This is a genomic window from Proteus sp. G2300 (assembly GCF_009915965.1).
GTDB lineage: Bacteria > Pseudomonadota > Gammaproteobacteria > Enterobacterales > Enterobacteriaceae > Proteus > Proteus vulgaris.
Genome location: NZ_JAABNK010000025.1, coordinates 357,008 through 372,321 on the forward strand (window position 1 = coordinate 357,008; position 15,314 = coordinate 372,321).

Annotated in this window: 16 protein-coding genes and 1 tRNA gene; 9 read left to right on the forward strand and 8 right to left on the reverse strand. The window is 34.3% G+C overall.

Annotation, left to right across the window (positions count from 1 at the left end):
• Window positions 1–738: 738 nt before the first annotated feature.
• From GWI97_RS17620 to GWI97_RS18440, 4 genes are all read left to right on the forward strand, one after another.
• On the forward strand, window positions 739–1,674 hold the full coding sequence (locus tag GWI97_RS17620) for a 5'-nucleotidase (protein WP_036937957.1): 936 nt from the start codon (window positions 739–741) through the stop codon (window positions 1,672–1,674).
• Between the two features lie 258 nt (window positions 1,675–1,932).
• Window positions 1,933–2,112 (forward strand): hypothetical protein, encoded by a 180-nt coding sequence (locus tag GWI97_RS17625; protein WP_036937955.1) that lies wholly within the window; start codon window positions 1,933–1,935, stop codon window positions 2,110–2,112.
• A gap of 799 nt (window positions 2,113–2,911) precedes the next feature.
• The gene (locus GWI97_RS17630; protein ID WP_036937952.1) at window positions 2,912–3,091 is read left to right on the forward strand and encodes a hypothetical protein; all 180 of its coding nucleotides are present in this window, start codon (window positions 2,912–2,914) and stop codon (window positions 3,089–3,091) included.
• Between the two features lie 414 nt (window positions 3,092–3,505).
• A complete protein-coding gene (locus tag GWI97_RS18440) occupies window positions 3,506–3,604 on the forward strand; it encodes a hypothetical protein (protein WP_231135551.1) in 99 nt (32 codons plus the stop codon).
• Window positions 3,605–3,626: 22 nt separating this feature from the next.
• Here the strand turns inward: GWI97_RS18440 and GWI97_RS17640 are convergent, their stop codons facing one another.
• The 4 genes from GWI97_RS17640 to GWI97_RS17655 all read right to left on the reverse strand — a co-directional run bounded on the left by GWI97_RS17640 (window position 3,627) and on the right by GWI97_RS17655 (window position 6,179).
• Window positions 3,627–3,860 carry a DNA polymerase III subunit theta gene (locus GWI97_RS17640; RefSeq protein ID WP_036937950.1) on the reverse strand — a complete coding sequence of 78 codons (234 nt, stop codon included), beginning with the start codon at window positions 3,858–3,860 and terminating at the stop codon, window positions 3,627–3,629.
• Window positions 3,861–4,026: 166 nt separating this feature from the next.
• Window positions 4,027–4,103 (reverse strand) — tRNA-Pro (locus GWI97_RS17645).
• 85 nt (window positions 4,104–4,188) lie between these two features.
• Window positions 4,189–5,925, reverse strand: coding sequence for an LPS biosynthesis-modulating metalloenzyme YejM (gene yejM, locus GWI97_RS17650; protein ID WP_036937836.1), 1,737 nt, complete (start codon window positions 5,923–5,925; stop codon window positions 4,189–4,191).
• 26 nt (window positions 5,926–5,951) lie between these two features.
• Window positions 5,952–6,179 (reverse strand): YejL family protein, encoded by a 228-nt coding sequence (locus tag GWI97_RS17655; RefSeq protein ID WP_004247042.1) that lies wholly within the window; start codon window positions 6,177–6,179, stop codon window positions 5,952–5,954.
• Between the two features lie 154 nt (window positions 6,180–6,333).
• Between GWI97_RS17655 and yejK the strand changes: the two genes are divergently transcribed.
• Window positions 6,334–7,338: a nucleoid-associated protein YejK gene (gene yejK, locus GWI97_RS17660; protein ID WP_161750468.1), complete on the forward strand. Its 1,005-nt coding sequence runs from the start codon at window positions 6,334–6,336 to the stop codon at window positions 7,336–7,338.
• A gap of 83 nt (window positions 7,339–7,421) precedes the next feature.
• Here yejK and rplY read toward each other — a convergent pair whose 3' ends face one another.
• The gene (gene rplY / locus GWI97_RS17665; RefSeq protein WP_006537318.1) at window positions 7,422–7,706 is read right to left on the reverse strand and encodes a 50S ribosomal protein L25; all 285 of its coding nucleotides are present in this window, start codon (window positions 7,704–7,706) and stop codon (window positions 7,422–7,424) included.
• 144 nt (window positions 7,707–7,850) lie between these two features.
• Window positions 7,851–9,614 (reverse strand): DEAD/DEAH box helicase, encoded by a 1,764-nt coding sequence (locus GWI97_RS17670; protein ID WP_036937832.1) that lies wholly within the window; start codon window positions 9,612–9,614, stop codon window positions 7,851–7,853.
• 194 nt (window positions 9,615–9,808) lie between these two features.
• Here GWI97_RS17670 and rsuA point away from each other — a divergent pair, with 194 nt between their 5' ends.
• The 3 genes from rsuA (at window position 9,809) to GWI97_RS17685 (ending at window position 12,602) form a co-directional block, all read left to right on the forward strand.
• The gene (gene rsuA, locus GWI97_RS17675) at window positions 9,809–10,513 is read left to right on the forward strand and encodes a 16S rRNA pseudouridine(516) synthase RsuA (protein WP_036937830.1); all 705 of its coding nucleotides are present in this window, start codon (window positions 9,809–9,811) and stop codon (window positions 10,511–10,513) included.
• Between the two features lie 37 nt (window positions 10,514–10,550).
• Window positions 10,551–11,735, forward strand: a complete 1,185-nt coding sequence (locus tag GWI97_RS17680) for a Bcr/CflA family multidrug efflux MFS transporter (RefSeq protein WP_036937828.1) — start codon at window positions 10,551–10,553, stop codon at window positions 11,733–11,735.
• 519 nt (window positions 11,736–12,254) lie between these two features.
• Window positions 12,255–12,602 carry a YejG family protein gene (locus GWI97_RS17685; protein ID WP_036937827.1) on the forward strand — a complete coding sequence of 116 codons (348 nt, stop codon included), beginning with the start codon at window positions 12,255–12,257 and terminating at the stop codon, window positions 12,600–12,602.
• A gap of 120 nt (window positions 12,603–12,722) precedes the next feature.
• On the opposite strand, the gene mepS is transcribed toward GWI97_RS17685, so the two are convergent.
• Window positions 12,723–13,337, reverse strand: coding sequence for a bifunctional murein DD-endopeptidase/murein LD-carboxypeptidase (gene mepS / locus GWI97_RS17690; RefSeq protein ID WP_036937826.1), 615 nt, complete (start codon window positions 13,335–13,337; stop codon window positions 12,723–12,725).
• A gap of 341 nt (window positions 13,338–13,678) precedes the next feature.
• Window positions 13,679–14,407 carry a phosphatase PAP2 family protein gene (locus GWI97_RS17695; protein ID WP_087803577.1) on the reverse strand — a complete coding sequence of 243 codons (729 nt, stop codon included), beginning with the start codon at window positions 14,405–14,407 and terminating at the stop codon, window positions 13,679–13,681.
• Window positions 14,408–14,753: 346 nt separating this feature from the next.
• Between GWI97_RS17695 and GWI97_RS17700 the strand changes: the two genes are divergently transcribed.
• Window positions 14,754–15,065: a hypothetical protein gene (locus tag GWI97_RS17700; RefSeq protein ID WP_036937822.1), complete on the forward strand. Its 312-nt coding sequence runs from the start codon at window positions 14,754–14,756 to the stop codon at window positions 15,063–15,065.
• The last annotated feature ends 249 nt before the right edge of the window (window positions 15,066–15,314 follow it).

Genomic DNA, 15,314 nt, shown 5'->3' on the forward strand with positions numbered 1-15,314 from the left:
GAGAGTTCGTAGTCTAGTTACTCGCTATCTCAGCTTTATATTAATTTTATTATCCTTTATATATACGCAATATAAAAATAGAGTATTATCACGTAATTGATTGTTTATTCTATTGAATGTAGTTGCCAAAATTTTTTTAGGTTGAATAGAAATTTTATAACAGCTAAAAAAAGACCAACGCTAGGAGAGTTGGTCAATAAATACTAGAAGCAATGTGAGCAATGTCATTGTGAAAAACTAAGTAAAGAACTCAATTATCCACAAGTCAAAAGATAATCATTATCATTTAATATGTCAACCACACTAAGATTGTGGTCATTATTTATTCACACTAAATGTCAACAAAATAACCTACCTGATAGAAACCAATGTGGGTAATTTATCAATAATAACAATAAGATCACTTTTTTCTAATTTGGTATTTATGGTATTTTCAACGCTTTTCATTTTTTTTATTTTATTGATTAAATCCTTAACGTGTCGAGAGCGTAAATGTATAGTTTTCTGAACCATGGGTTTTCTCCTTACCTTTGATGATTTTTGTAATCATAGTAATGATAAACAAATGCAAATGATAATCAATAGCATTTGTGATTTATAGAGTAAAATTAGAGATAAATTCTTAGTAATGACTATAACAGTCTCTTATTCATACTTTATGTGTAGATTTTTTTATCTCTGTTTTATTAAAAAAATGATAATATAAACGATAAAGATCTTTAATTAGGAATTGACGCTATGGCATATGATTTAACAAAAAGATTAGTCATAGGGCTATCCTCTAGTGCGTTGTTTGATTTAGAAGAGTCAGACAATATATTTCGTACTGAAGGCGAGGAAGCTTACCGAAAATATCAACGAGAAATGCAAGATATTCCACTAAATAAAGGTGTTGCATTTCCATTTATCAGTCGGCTTTTAAAGCTAAATAATATTAGAATTGACGACCCTCTGGTTGAAGTTATTTTATTATCTAGAAATGATCCTGATACTGGATTAAGAGTGATGAATTCTATTGAATATTATGAACTAGGGATCACCAGGGCTGTATTTCTTCAAGGAAAATCACCCCATATTTATATTCCAGCTTTTGATATAGAATTATTTTTATCAGCAGATCATGATGATGTTATTCAGGCAATAAAAGCTAATTATCCTGCAGGACAAATATTAGCAGGTCATATTAATGATGATAATGAGGATGAATTAAGAATTGCTTTTGACTTTGATGGTGTAATTGCTGATGATGAAGCTGAGACTATTTACAAAGCATCAGGAAATTTATCACAATTTCATCTTCATGAAGCTAAGATGGTTGATACACCTCATAACCCTGGACCATTAAAGAAATTCTTACTACGTATTTCAGATATTCAAAAACTAGAATTAGAAAAAGTAAAACAAGATCCTAGTTATGTTCCATTACTTAAGATATCTATTGTTACTGCACGAAATGCACCATCTCATAAACGTGTTATTAATACGATGAGAGCATGGGGTATTTCTGTTAATGAAGCTTTTTTTATGGGGGGAGTTGAGAAAGCGAATGTATTAAGAATTTTAAAACCACATATATTCTTTGACGATCAAAAATTACATTTAAAATCCTCATCTGAACTTCCTTCTGTACATATCCCGTTTGGAATTGCGAATAAAAAGATAGATAATAAATAAATTATTATAAAATAAGATGTGCGATATTTATATCATACACCTTTTTTTTATTTTGTCTAATAAGGTCTTTTTAGTGAATATTCTATTTTAATTTTTTTATTTTTGGGCTTTCAATAAAAACAAGCACAAAATTGGATCTATTTTTATAGAAGTAGTATGGTGTTAGCTAATTTATATATATTATAAATTAATGACCGACTTATAGAGGTTTATTTTAAGAGGTTTCTAATCAATTAAAAGTAAATAAGGAAAATTGAAATGGATAATAAACATAGATTTTTTTCTGATGAGATCTGTCCTAAAACTGCATTATATGGTCAATTCTATGGAGATGATCACTATGCCGGACGAGATTATGAGCGAAAGATATATAATGGAAATAAGTTTCCAAAAACTAAAAAAGGATTTTATTTTAAAAAACTAATGAACTTTAAATAATAATAAGTAAGTAATATAAAGTCACTTTAATAAAAGTATAGATTATTTAAATTTATGGATATTTAAAAATAAATTGATGATTGTGTAATTAATGAATTTTGCTATGCTGAAAAATAATAGTGCAGTAAAAATTAAAATGATTATGAACTTTTCAATATTAACTACTTAATAATTTCATCATAAAGGTTTGAGATTTTCATTTGAGTTATTTATATTAGGTGAATGTAATAATCATCGTTTTTTGTTCAATAATATGCAATCATCAACTTCTCTTGATTTTTATTTATATTTTTTTGACGCTTTATTAAAAGTATTGTAATGGCTTTTTCAGTGGTCTTATTCATCGATGATACAATAAATCAAATTTAGGAGATTAAACTAATTTTTATGGATGAGCGTTACTCTCATTAAAAAAATATAATTTGTTATAATAATATTTGGTTTATTGCAAAGAATCATGTTAAATCCATCAATCCAAGTATTTCAACATAGCTATCATATGTACTTTATTTTGTTACCAAGCGAGCTTTTCTTACCATAGCCCATGCGTCTACAGTTTTTTTGATCCAACAAATTGGAATCATGAACGTCAGCATTTGACTTACTGGCATTGTCACCAATATAGAACATAAATAATTTAATTATTATACCTGCTTTTTTATGTGGCTAATGATATATCATTTTTTATACAATCATATTGAGAGCAAGCGTAAAAATGAAGGTAACTAATTGATGAACTAAATTACTTATTTTCACTCTAAATTTTCGCTATTAATTGAAAATATGACTTGGAGTAGATATGCGTTTACTTATACTTTTTTGTGTTTTTTTTATTTCTGCTTGTTCATCAACGGGGTCGATTGAGTCTCAAGAAAATAGAAAACATAAAGAAGATCCATATGCAGATAGTACATTAAATAGTATTAAGGCTAATCAGAATATTTATATTGAGCAGCAACGCAGTAAAGGAAATTTCTGATTTGTTAGAAATCGTTATTTTATTGGCCACTCAGTGGCCATTTTTATCTGTAAGTTATGAAAATTATATGTCATTGTTGATTGTTTTAAGATTATCTATATAAGATTTAGGTGTATTTTCTTATTGATGTTTAGAGAGTTTATCGATTTGAGGCGATAATGAATAGGAAATAATTAATTGATTACATTAAAGCAAACTATAATGTAGAACCTGAGCATTTATGGATTAAATACCCAATTACATCGTTTTTAGACATAAGAGCAATTTGAAATGGTTCGCTGTTATAATTGATATTTTAGAAAATAAATTATCAGGTAATAGTGGTAATAATAGAGTTGATATCATTAATTTAAAAGTTATGCCAAATTTAACGGGATCATTGCGATTAAAAAAGGAGTTTATCCTGCCTATCATATGAATAAGGAGCATTGGATTTCTATTGATTTAGCATCCAACTTTGATGAAAGTGAATTAAAATCTTTAATTGCTGAGAGCTATAAACTAACACAATAAATTAACAATCTTATTAATATAATCACTTCGTTTTCAAATACTGCACAGAATTCCCATCTGGCAACTTCTGACTTCTCTCACGATAAAACGCTAACTGTTCATTAAAGTACGCTCTCAAATGTGCTGGTTGCTGTCTTTCAACTTCGGATGCAACAACTGGCATATTGAGACGTTCTTTATATGCGACACCACTTGCAGATAGATCAACGTTAATCTTGTCTTTTTCTTCCTGAGTTAGCTCAGCTAGATTTTTCATTTGATAAGCTCTATTAATGAATTTGAGGTGAATTATAGCATAGAAACAGGGCGAGAATTGAGCTTTAACTAGGGTTAATCTGTCGTCGTTTTACCACAGTTTTACCACACACAAATTTCAGACATAAAAAAACCAACCGTAAGAGGTTGGTTTTTCTAAAGAATTTTGGTCGGCATGATAGGATTTGAACCTACGACCCCCGACACCCCATGACGGTGCGCTACCAGGCTGCGCTACATGCCGTTTGTGTCATGTATATTACTGTTTTTGACCGCTAAAGCAACCCTTTGCGAATTAAGTGGCGTAATTTTATACTTTATTACTAGCTTCAGCGTTCAATAAAGCGTTTTTGTTCGGCAAGAACTTGTAGTAATAATTTTAAATCAGGTTTTGCTGCACTAATTTCTTTTCCTGACTTATCAAATAAAGCATACCGGCCATGTTTATCTATCAGCAAGGTGTTATCTTGTAAAAAGACCACAAATGCTTCGTCATCGCCGGTGAAAATCCATGGATGATTACGGGTGCTTGCAAATAAATCTTCACCTTGTGAATAGTTATCAGCTGGGCTAATAACACGTAAAACATGCTGCATTAAGGTTGTCATGATATCTTGATGACTAGTCATTTTATCAATCGACTGTGGCTTCATGTTCGGCCAGTGTATTATTAGAGGCACTTGTGATTGGTTTAGGTTAAATGTGGTTTTATCAGAAAGCCATTGATTATTTTGTTTTTTATCACCGTCTTGATGATAGCTAGATGTGATAACCACGACAGTATTATCAAGCACTTTGGTTTCTTGCAACGTATTAAAAATGCGCTCTAATTGCTGATTTAATGTAATTTTTTGGGACGCTTTATTAGTATGTCCATCAATTTGTAAGAAAGAGAACCAAGGTGTTGTTTGGTTGTTTTTTATTAGCCAATTACGCCAACTATCGATAGTGGCATCATTGTTACCACTGCGTGATGTTGGAGTAGAGAAATCGGATAGTACGGCTTGTTTAAATAATGGTGTTTGAAAGCCATTTGTTGAGAACATTGCTAGTTGGTAATTTCGGTAATTTAAGGCATCAAATAGTGCTGAATTTTTTCTGCTACTTAATACACTATCTAAATAAGAAGGTGAGATGCCATAAAATAGACCAAATAATGCTGTATCATTATTAATGCCTGATGAATAATGATGTGTAAAATCGAGATTATTTTGTGCGAACTGTTGCAAGCTTGGTAATTCAGGGACCTCCTCATTACCTAAACCATCAACAACAACGACTAGTAAATTATAAGAGTAAGTCTCTTTTGCATAAACTAATGGTGCAAGCGGGTAGGTAATACTTTGTGCCGTAGGGTTACCTTCACTGATTAGACGTTGCTCATATTCTGATTGATTAATAAAACCATGGCGCTCAAGGAATTTACGCGCAGTCATCGGATAGGATAAGGGTAAATTAGCGCGTTGCATCGTAATTGGACGATAAAAATTAGCATCAGCCCAAATTGACATAGAGTGAGATAAGACAAAGCAAGTAATAAAAATGCCAGCCAATGGCTTACCCCATCGCTGACGATTTAAACTACGTAATTTTTGCCAACTCCATGTCGCAAAAAGCATCTCAATAAGAAAGATAATAGGAATACCAATAAAAATAAGTTGCCATTCACGTGCCATTTCACCTTCATCTGGATTAATGACTAAATCCCAAACGAGCTGAGTTAGATGAAGCTGAAATTGCTGGTAAACTGCCATATCAAAGATAAGAATGGTGAGTCCAGCACTGGCGAGAGTACAGGAGATCACTCTAAGTAGCCGTTGAGATACGACCACGAAGGTAAGCGGAAAAAGGACAAGGATATAGATAGCGAAAACAATAAAACTAAAGTGCCCCATCCAACTTACGATAGCGTAAAAGCGACCCGCGAAAGTTGCAGGCCAATCTGAAATAAACAGGTAACGGCTTCCAAGTAATAAGCTTAGAATAATATTAAATAGCGCAAACCAGTGCCCCCAACTGATCATTTGGGATACTTTTTCACGATAGGACTGAGGTTTCGTTACCATGTCTATAAATAATTTTTCTATGTTTATTAGTGAATATTGCCTTCATCAATTGAAGCACGCAATGCGTGAACAAAAGAATCAGCAATCAGCATTCGTTGAGCAGGAGCAATACTTGTATTAATTAAGTTTGTCACCATGTTCCCCAACACCATCAAAGAAAGGTCTGTAGGAGTATGATGTTTTTCAAGAACGCTGACAAGTTCTGCTAATAACTGCTCAACTTGTTCATCACTATAACGGGATTTTTGTGGCATAAAATCAGAATTCCTACTAAATGAATAAAACGCTATATATTACCGTATTACTGGGTCTTTTTCCGCTATTAAATTAATTAATTTTCCCTTGATACTGAAAGTGGGGAGTGTTTGAATACGCGCATGCGAAAGTGAAGGAATAAAGAGGACGACCATGAGTCTAGATATTAGTCAGTTAGTCTTACATCAGCTTATCAAGCGAGATGAGCAGACATTAGAAGTTGTGTTACGTGATTCAGTATTAGACATTGAACCTGTTGTTCAGGAAATGATTGAAGAATTGCATCGTGTTTACAGTGCAAAAAACAAAGCTTATGGTCTGTTTAATGAAGAAAGTGAATTAGCACAAGCATTGCGTTTACAGCGTAAAGGTGAAGAAAACTTTTTAGGTTTTTCGCGTGCAGCAACGGTGAGATTAAAGGATGAATTAGCAAAATATCCTTTCGCAGAAGGGGGAACAGTTCTCTTTTGTCATTATCGTTATTTAGCGGTGGATTATCTTTTAATTGCTGTACTGAGTAGCTGTAATAGTATGTGGGTAAATGACAGCCTTGATGTTTCTTCAACACGTTATTTAGATATTCCTCATGCAGATATTATTGCTCGTATCGATTTAACTGAATGGGAAACAGCGCCAGATTCTCTGCGTTATTTAACATTTCTAAAAGGTCGAGTAGGTCGCAAAGTTTCTGACTTTTTTATGGACTTTTTAGGTGCTCAAGAAGGTTTAAACGCTAAAGTTCAAAATAAAGGTTTATTACAAGCTGTTGATGATTTTTGTGAAGCTTCCGAAATGGACAAGCAAGAACGTCAAACTTGTCGTGAGCAAGTATATAGCTACTGCAATGAGCAATTACAGTCTGGCGAAGAAATTGCCTTAACTCAGCTTGCTGAAGAATTACCGTCTTTGGGGAATCAAAACTTTGCACAATTTACCGAAGAGAAGGGCTATGAATTAGCTGAAACTTTCCCTGCTGATCGTAGTACTTTACGTCAATTAATGAAATATTCTGGTAGTGGCGGTGGATTAACCGTTAATTTTGATGCGAAATTATTGGGTGAAAGAATATTCTGGGATCCCGCAACAGATACACTCACTATTAAAGGTACTCCACCTAATTTGCGTGAACAATTACAGCGTAGAGCATCAGAAAAATAATTCAGTAGTAAAAACAAATAACGCCACATTAAGTGGCGTTACATGCTCGGCGTCCCGAAAAATAAAGCTCGAAGGGTGGCTTATTAAGCGCGCAGGAAGTCAATATGAGTAATTTTTGGCTTATACTCGTGACGTTGCACTGCTTTAACTTTAACTTTAGTTTCTTTACCATCGATTACCAGGTTTACGAAATCAGAATAGAATTCAGATTTGTGTTCTTGGTTGATTACTTCGTTGTGATCTAAATCGATAGCGATTGGCTCTTCATTTCCGCCATAAACGATAGCAGGAAAACGGTTAGCCACACGCAGGCGGCGGCTCGCACCCTTACCCTGCTCTTTACGTACAGTTGCATTAATAGTTAACATCTTTTTTCTCTTATGAAAAAGAAAGAAAATACATACTTGTTACAGGCGACCCAGCAACAAGCTCGAGATTTGGTTTATCTAAAAATAGATAAAGCGGGGCGCATTTTAACGAAAAAGTCCACTAACAGCAAATATAAATCCAGATTAATACAATGTATCTGCTTTTCGATAGCGTCCTGTATAGTCAAAAATTTTATTTCTTATCTTCCAAAAATGCGCTTTTTTACTTTTATGGGCGACAATAAAATCAGGATGACGTAATAAATCGAACTGCTTAATAACATCGTTAGCATTGTGCCAAACAAAAGGAACACCAGGGGCGCGTTGATGTTCTCGTAGAAATTTTAACTCAAAGACTTTACGTTGGGCTGGGGTAGTTAAGTGAAAGCGCTCTGATACTGACGTGCCTTCTTCATCGTAATAATTGATATCTATCCATTCTCCTTTAGTATCATTGCCTGATTGAAATTGCATGCCACCACAGCGCAAAACAAGCGCTCCTTTTAGCTTTAATGCGGCTTTAAGCATATCATCAGGATCAACTAATATTTCATCACAGTGAACACAACGACGCGCCGCAATATCATTTTCTTCATTACAATGAGGGCATAATTTAAAGCGAAAGCGGAACTCACATTGCTGTTTTTGTCCATGTTCATTAAGTTCCCAACCTTGGCAACGTCGACCATAGTGTTCAATAATATCGCCATCAGTATCCACAATTCCCCAAAAAGTATTAGCAAATTGGCAAACAGGGCAGAATACTTGTACAGGCTTACTTTTTGGGTTAGGTTTTTTAGTACCGACCTCAGGAAGATAAAGATCATGAGGATTGCCTGCATAATCCAAAATCAGACATTCGGTTTTTCCTGCAAATAATCTTAATCCACGCCCTACAATTTGTTGATATAAACTGACGGATTCTGTTGGGCGTAAAATGGCAATTAAATCAACATGAGGTGCATCAAAGCCTGTTGTTAGTACCGCAACATTGACCATATAACGCAATTGTTGCTGTTTAAAACGAGAAATCAGCGTGTCTCGTTCATGAGAAGGCGTATCCGCGCTCACTAATGCCGCTTCATCTTGAGGTAAAAGAGAAAGAATTTCTTTTGCATGTTCAACTGTGGCTGCAAATATCATTGTACCACGGCAATTTTTTGCATATTCAATAATCTGTGAAACAATGTGGGGGGTAATACGCTTTTGCTTTTTTATTTCACGATTAAGATCTTCTTCATTAAATATCCCATTTTGGCTAGTTCGGACTTGGCTAAAGTCATATTGCAAAATAGGCATATCTAATCGAATTGGTGGAACTAAAAAATGATTGCTTATCATATAGCGTAAAGGCAATTCATAAATACAATCACGGAAAAAACAGTCTTCATCGCCTCTAATCATCCCGTGATAATGGTATTGATAAATCCAACCCGTAGGCAAACGATAAGGTGTTGCAGTTAATCCTAGGATGCGTAAATTCGGATTAACGAATTGCAATTGTTTAATAACTTGCTGATATTGGCTATCTTTAGACAAGCTTATACGATGACATTCATCGATAATAAGTAGCGAAAAACTATCATTAAACTGTGATAAATTACGCGCAACAGATTGCACGCTACCAAAGATAACTTTTCCACTACTCTCTTTTTGTTGTAAGCCTGCAGCATAAATACCCGCAGATAGACCATAAGCCTCATATTTGTTATGGTTCTGTTCGACTAATTCTTTTACGTGTGCCAAGACTAAGACACGCCCTCGCGCTTTTTTGGCTAGTTCAGCGATAACTAAACTTTTTCCTGCACCTGTGGGTAAGACTATCACTGCGGGTGTGCTGTGTTGACGAAAATAAGAGATCGTCGCGTTAACGGCGTCAAGTTGGTAAGGTCTGAGTGTAAATGCCATAACTCTACATAAGAAATCAAACAGAGCAATCAGCGTAGCATTTTTTTAGAGATAGCGCGAATAAGGCGAGTGGAACTTGATAAGTAAAGAATGTGATAGTTTATTTATAAATTAATTAGTTGTTTTATTGTTAATATTCATTTTTAATAGATACCTCATATCAGATGGTATTCTTCCATTTTTCAGAGAAATTCATGCGATTAGATAAATTTTTATCCCAGCAATTGGGGATTAGCCGTAGCTTGATCCTTCGTGAATTAAGAGCAGGGCTTGTAACAATTGATGGTGAAATGGTGAAAAGCGGTTCGACCAAAATAACACCAGAACAAAAAGTGGCTTATAACGGTAATGTGTTAACCCAGATTTTAGGGCCACGTTATTTTATGTTAAATAAGCCCATCGGTTATGTCTGTTCAACAGATGACCCAGTTAATCCAACCATCCTTTATTTTATTGATGAACCCCTGGCATATAAATTACATGCTGCAGGGCGTTTAGATATTGATACAACAGGGCTTGTCTTATTGACTGACAATGGTCAGTGGTCACATCGTATTACGGCGCCAAAACATCATTGTGAAAAAACGTATCACGTTACACTAGAAGAGCCAATAGCTGAAGGTGTTGCTGAACAGTTCCAAAAAGGTGTGCAGCTAAATGGTGAAAAAGATCTGACTAAACCCGCCAAATTAGAAATTATTACACCTATAGAAGTGAAACTCACTATTAGTGAAGGTAAATACCATCAAGTAAAACGTATGTTTGCTGCCGTGGGTAATCACGTCAGTGCATTACATCGTGAGCGTATTGGGGATATAACATTAGATGAAACTTTAGCTGAGGGCGAATACCGTCCACTAACAGAAGAAGAGATCAACAGCATTCACCTACCTCAATAATTATTATTTATCCTGACGTTTTTGGGAGTTTATCTGCGTGCAACAGCAACGTTCGTCGTACCTTAGTCTCATTTTAATATTGGGACTTATTTCCATGCTTATGCCATTGGCTATAGATATGTATTTGCCAAGTTTACCCACTATTGCACAAGATTTTGGTGTGCCTAGTGGTAAAGTGCAAATGACATTAAGTATCTATATTTTTGGTTTTGCTATTGGGCAATTAGTTTATGGTCCTATGGCGGATAGTTTGGGACGTAAGCCAGTCATTTTGGGCGGTGTGATTGTTTTTGCTTTTGCCTCTAGTGCATGTGCATTATCTGAATCTATAGATATGCTAATTGGCATGCGTTTTCTTCATGGCTTTGCGGCAGCTGCTGCGAGTGTGGTTATTAATGCATTAATGAGAGATATGTTCTCTAGAGATGATTTCTCTAGAAGTATGTCTTTCGTTGCATTAGTGATGACGATTGCACCTTTATTAGCACCATTGCTGGGTGCTTGGGTGATGAATTGGTTTTCATGGCATGCTATTTTTTGGAGTATTGCGATAGCTGCGGTGATTGCAGGTGCATTAATTGCATTTTATATTCCTGAAACCTTGCCCAAAGATCGTCGTCAGCGCTTTAGCCTAAGAGTGACATTTAGCCAATTTATTAGCTTGTTTAGAACACGTCGTGTTCTTTGTTATATTTTGGCATCAGGTTTTTCTTTTGCTGGTATGTTCTCATTCCTCAGTGCAGGGCCTTTCGTTTATATTGAACTACACGGCATTCCATTCGATCAGTTTGGCTTGTATTTTGGTTTTAATATTATCTTTTTAATTGTTATGACAAGTATAAATGGGCGATATGTTCGTCGATTTGGTGCGTTGAAGATGTTGCGCCTAGGCCTAACCATTCAATGCGTTATGGGGATCTTTCTATTGCTAGTTGTTGCTCTTAATTTACATTTCTATTATCTCGTTGTGGGAGTGGCGATGTATGTGGGGGGGATCGCGATGATCACATCAAATGCGATGGCTGTTATTCTTGATGATTATCCTCATATGGCAGGAACGGTTTCCTCTTTAGCAGGAACCGTGCGTTTTGGTGTTGGAGCTTTAGTTGGAACAGCTATTGCTATGTTCCCAGCAAAATCAGAATGGCCAATGGTCAGCGCCATGGCTTTTTGTGTCCTGTTTGCAATGGGCTTTATTTTACTTGCGCGTCGCTACAAATAAGAATATCACGCTATAAATCACAGGAATTTATAGCGTGCCTCTCTTTCTCCCCCTTTTTCCCCCTTAGAAAAACCATATTTTCCTCTGCTGGATTGCTTGAATCGCTTCAAATTAGTACGCTTTTTTGATTTGAATCAATACTTTATGTTGTTATTTTGTTAAATTAAGTGAAATTTATTTTAATAATCATCTATTATTGTTTTGTTGATATGAATCATAGTGATAAAAATGGATGAATTGTTTTACTTGAATACGTAATATTTATACAATTATTTTATATAGTTGATAAAATGTTAAATAAATGAAAGAATAATTGAAGAGAATAATCATCATAGAAATGAAAGCGTACAAACACTAAGCTAAATAAATAGTTTGATACGTCTCTTTGCTTTTGTTGTAAAATAATTGTAATAATTATGTTTTATAATTGGCAGGTTCTAATATGACGTGTGAGCAAGTCAGTTCAAACTCGTATTGATGATGTATTAAATTAACGTGTTGATGAAACAGGATTGATTTGTGGATAATGTACAACTTTCGGTAGTCCATAAGCTGCCGCTGAGTTATCGGTGGCTAGCAGGCTTTGCAGGCACAAGAGTAGAGATACTGCCTGAAAATGAGGCTGGAAAGCAAAATACACTGATTGGCTTAAAATTATTAAGTCACGATGGTATGACACTGGACGAAGCAATACAGAATTTGCGTCAGTATCTGAGTAATCTCCATATTGATAGCGTTGTGATTGAATGGGATGGCGTACCATGCCTTTTCTTATGTAGTGATGATGAATGCGCTGCGTTATGTTGCTTAAAAAATGCAGGCGTGGCCATTGCTGAACCATTTCCTACAGCGTACTCTTATTTATAACATTACTCATTGTTATAAACCAACGTGATAATTATTTGATTTATAATATAAAAAACACTAAAAAAGCCTCATTATCAAATAATGAGGCTTTTTATTTGCAATAAGATATAAGGGAATGAATTATCTTAATACACTTTTTGAAAGGTTGTTGTCAGCAAGAGTCGCATCATTATTTTCGATAACACGTCTTGCCGCATAGAAACGCTTATTCCAGTAGACATTAGACATTTCTGACACTGTCACGCCATTGCTGGTGGATGCGTGTACAAATTTGTCATTTCCAATGTAAATACCAACATGGCGCATAGTGCGACCTGTTTTAAATAGAACTAAATCTCCTGCTTGTAATTTTGATTTATTAACCTGAGTGCCAGAGAACTGTTGGTCTGAGGTTGAGCGAGGTAGTTCTACACCGAATTGTTCAAGGAAAGTTCTTTGTACAAAAGCAGAGCAGTCGATGCCTTTTTTGGTCTCTCCGCCTAAACGATAAGCGACCCCTTTCCAGTCTGCATATTGGTCAAGTATCTTAGATTTTATATCGAGATTCTTCACCAATGATTCAAATTCATCTTGAGATGCTTGGGAAATAGAAGTGCTTGATGATGTATTAAGTGGGGTTGTGTTTGAATTCGCTAAGCGTGAATTTGCGTTCTGTGAGCTACAGGCCGATAGCGTAGCTACAACAATGAACGCCGGTATGAGCTTAAGCATTCTCATATACGGTTTTGTTCTCATTGTGACAGATTTCCCTTACATCCTTACGTGCAGAAGCGCACATGAATTATTCACTAAATAACCAGAGAATATAGTGTAATTTAACTCTGGCAACCCTATTTCGCGAAAAACGTGCTCTAAAGCACGTAAATATCCACATTAAACAATAAATAATGAGGAAACCAGAAAAGTGTACAGAAAGAGACGTTAAATGGCGAGAGAAAAGAGGCTTAATTTACAAAACATTAGATAATAAAGTGCTAATACTTAAAATAGATCTCATTTTGTCATAATAATATCATTTAATTGTCAAAAAAATGACCAAAAGAATAAGTGTAAATATCACACTTATTCTCTTTTAATTAATTAGGTGAGTTTTCTTTTTTATTTTTAAAAGGAAGGGTCTTTTCCAGTTTCCTAATAATAGCATCAGATAATGGTGTTATTAATAACCAACTTGTGGCGATTAACGTTAAAGAAACAGAGCCTACTAAGATATCAGATGCCCAGTGTGCTCCCGCCATAACACGCGGTAGTGAGAATACAACGGTAATAAGAAGTGCGCATAAAAAAGAGCGAAACGACAGATAACGTAATATAAAGCTACAAAAGATAAGTAGCATTAAGCCGTGATCACCAGGAAAGCTGTCACCTGAGGAATCTTTTGTCGGAATACCGGTCACAATACCTACCCTATGTACATTTTCAAAATGAAGTGTCGGACTAGGTCTTTCAATTGGAATATTTTGTCCAATTTGATTGATGAGTACGGCACTAATTACCATCACTAATCCTACAATTATAAGATGGCGTTTGCCCCTATAATCTTTCTTACGAAATGTATGGTAATAAAGTGCGCCCATTGCCAATAAAATAACTAAATCAAACTTTCTGTTATTGATATAAGCAACAAAAGTCGCAAAAAAACTATCAGGTAACAGGTGCTGATTAAAAAAATAAAAAATATGGGTATCAATTGATAGCCATATTCCATGCTGTGCAGGAAGATACCAAGAGAGAAAAATAATTAATCCTGTGAGATTAAGTAAAAAAATAACAAGTGCTTTTTGGCGAAAATTAGAAAGTTTCATAGTAATCAAATGGCAAGTTTTAAGTATTTTTTGTGATGATCGTCACAAAAATTCAAAGTTTAATGATAGGACTATAGTCAAAATAAAAAAATATATCTTTGCAATTTATCGCTTAAGTGGATGTTATTTTTTTGTTTCTTTTTTGTTGTACCTCGTTAATCTCTACTTAACCTAAATTTTAGGTGTTTTTTTTTGATAGTCGTAATTTGAGTAATTTATAATTGTTTTCTATTCTTTAATTAAAGATAAAAGTTAAATAAAAAAAGTTACAGGCCGATATTAGTTATGTCTTTAATAACATATTGGCTTGTGACTCCTTACACTCCAATAACAAAGGAGATTCAAAATGAAAAAGATATATATTACAGCTATATGCTTATCTTTATTATTTAGTATTCCATCTTTTAGTAAAGAAAATAAAGTTATTGGTTCTGGAACAATCACGTTTGTTGGTGCAATTGTTGAAGGAAATTGCCTAATGGATATGGATAAAAATACTTTTAAAACAAGTTGTTGGGATGGAAAGGAAATGCAAGAATCTCAATATCAGTTAGAAAGGAATAAGCACTTTAGCTCTAAACTGATTAACAATAAAGGTTCTATGAATATTAAATGGATAAATGATCATTTAGCTATAATGAATATTGTTTATAACTAAATTTTCATTGTTAAAATAGTAAAAATTATAGAGTTAATTAAATATTTTTTAATTCTTCTCTATAGTGTTATTTATTTTTTAAATATTTGGCTTAAGTTTAATCAACGTTGATTTCTTATTTATAAATATCGAGCGTTTATATTTGATAGACATCAAATATTCTTCTCATGTTTATATGAATGTCATATTTTATTGCTATGATGAAAACATGTCGGGTAGGTGTGATCCTCATACCTGCTAGCGCAAACA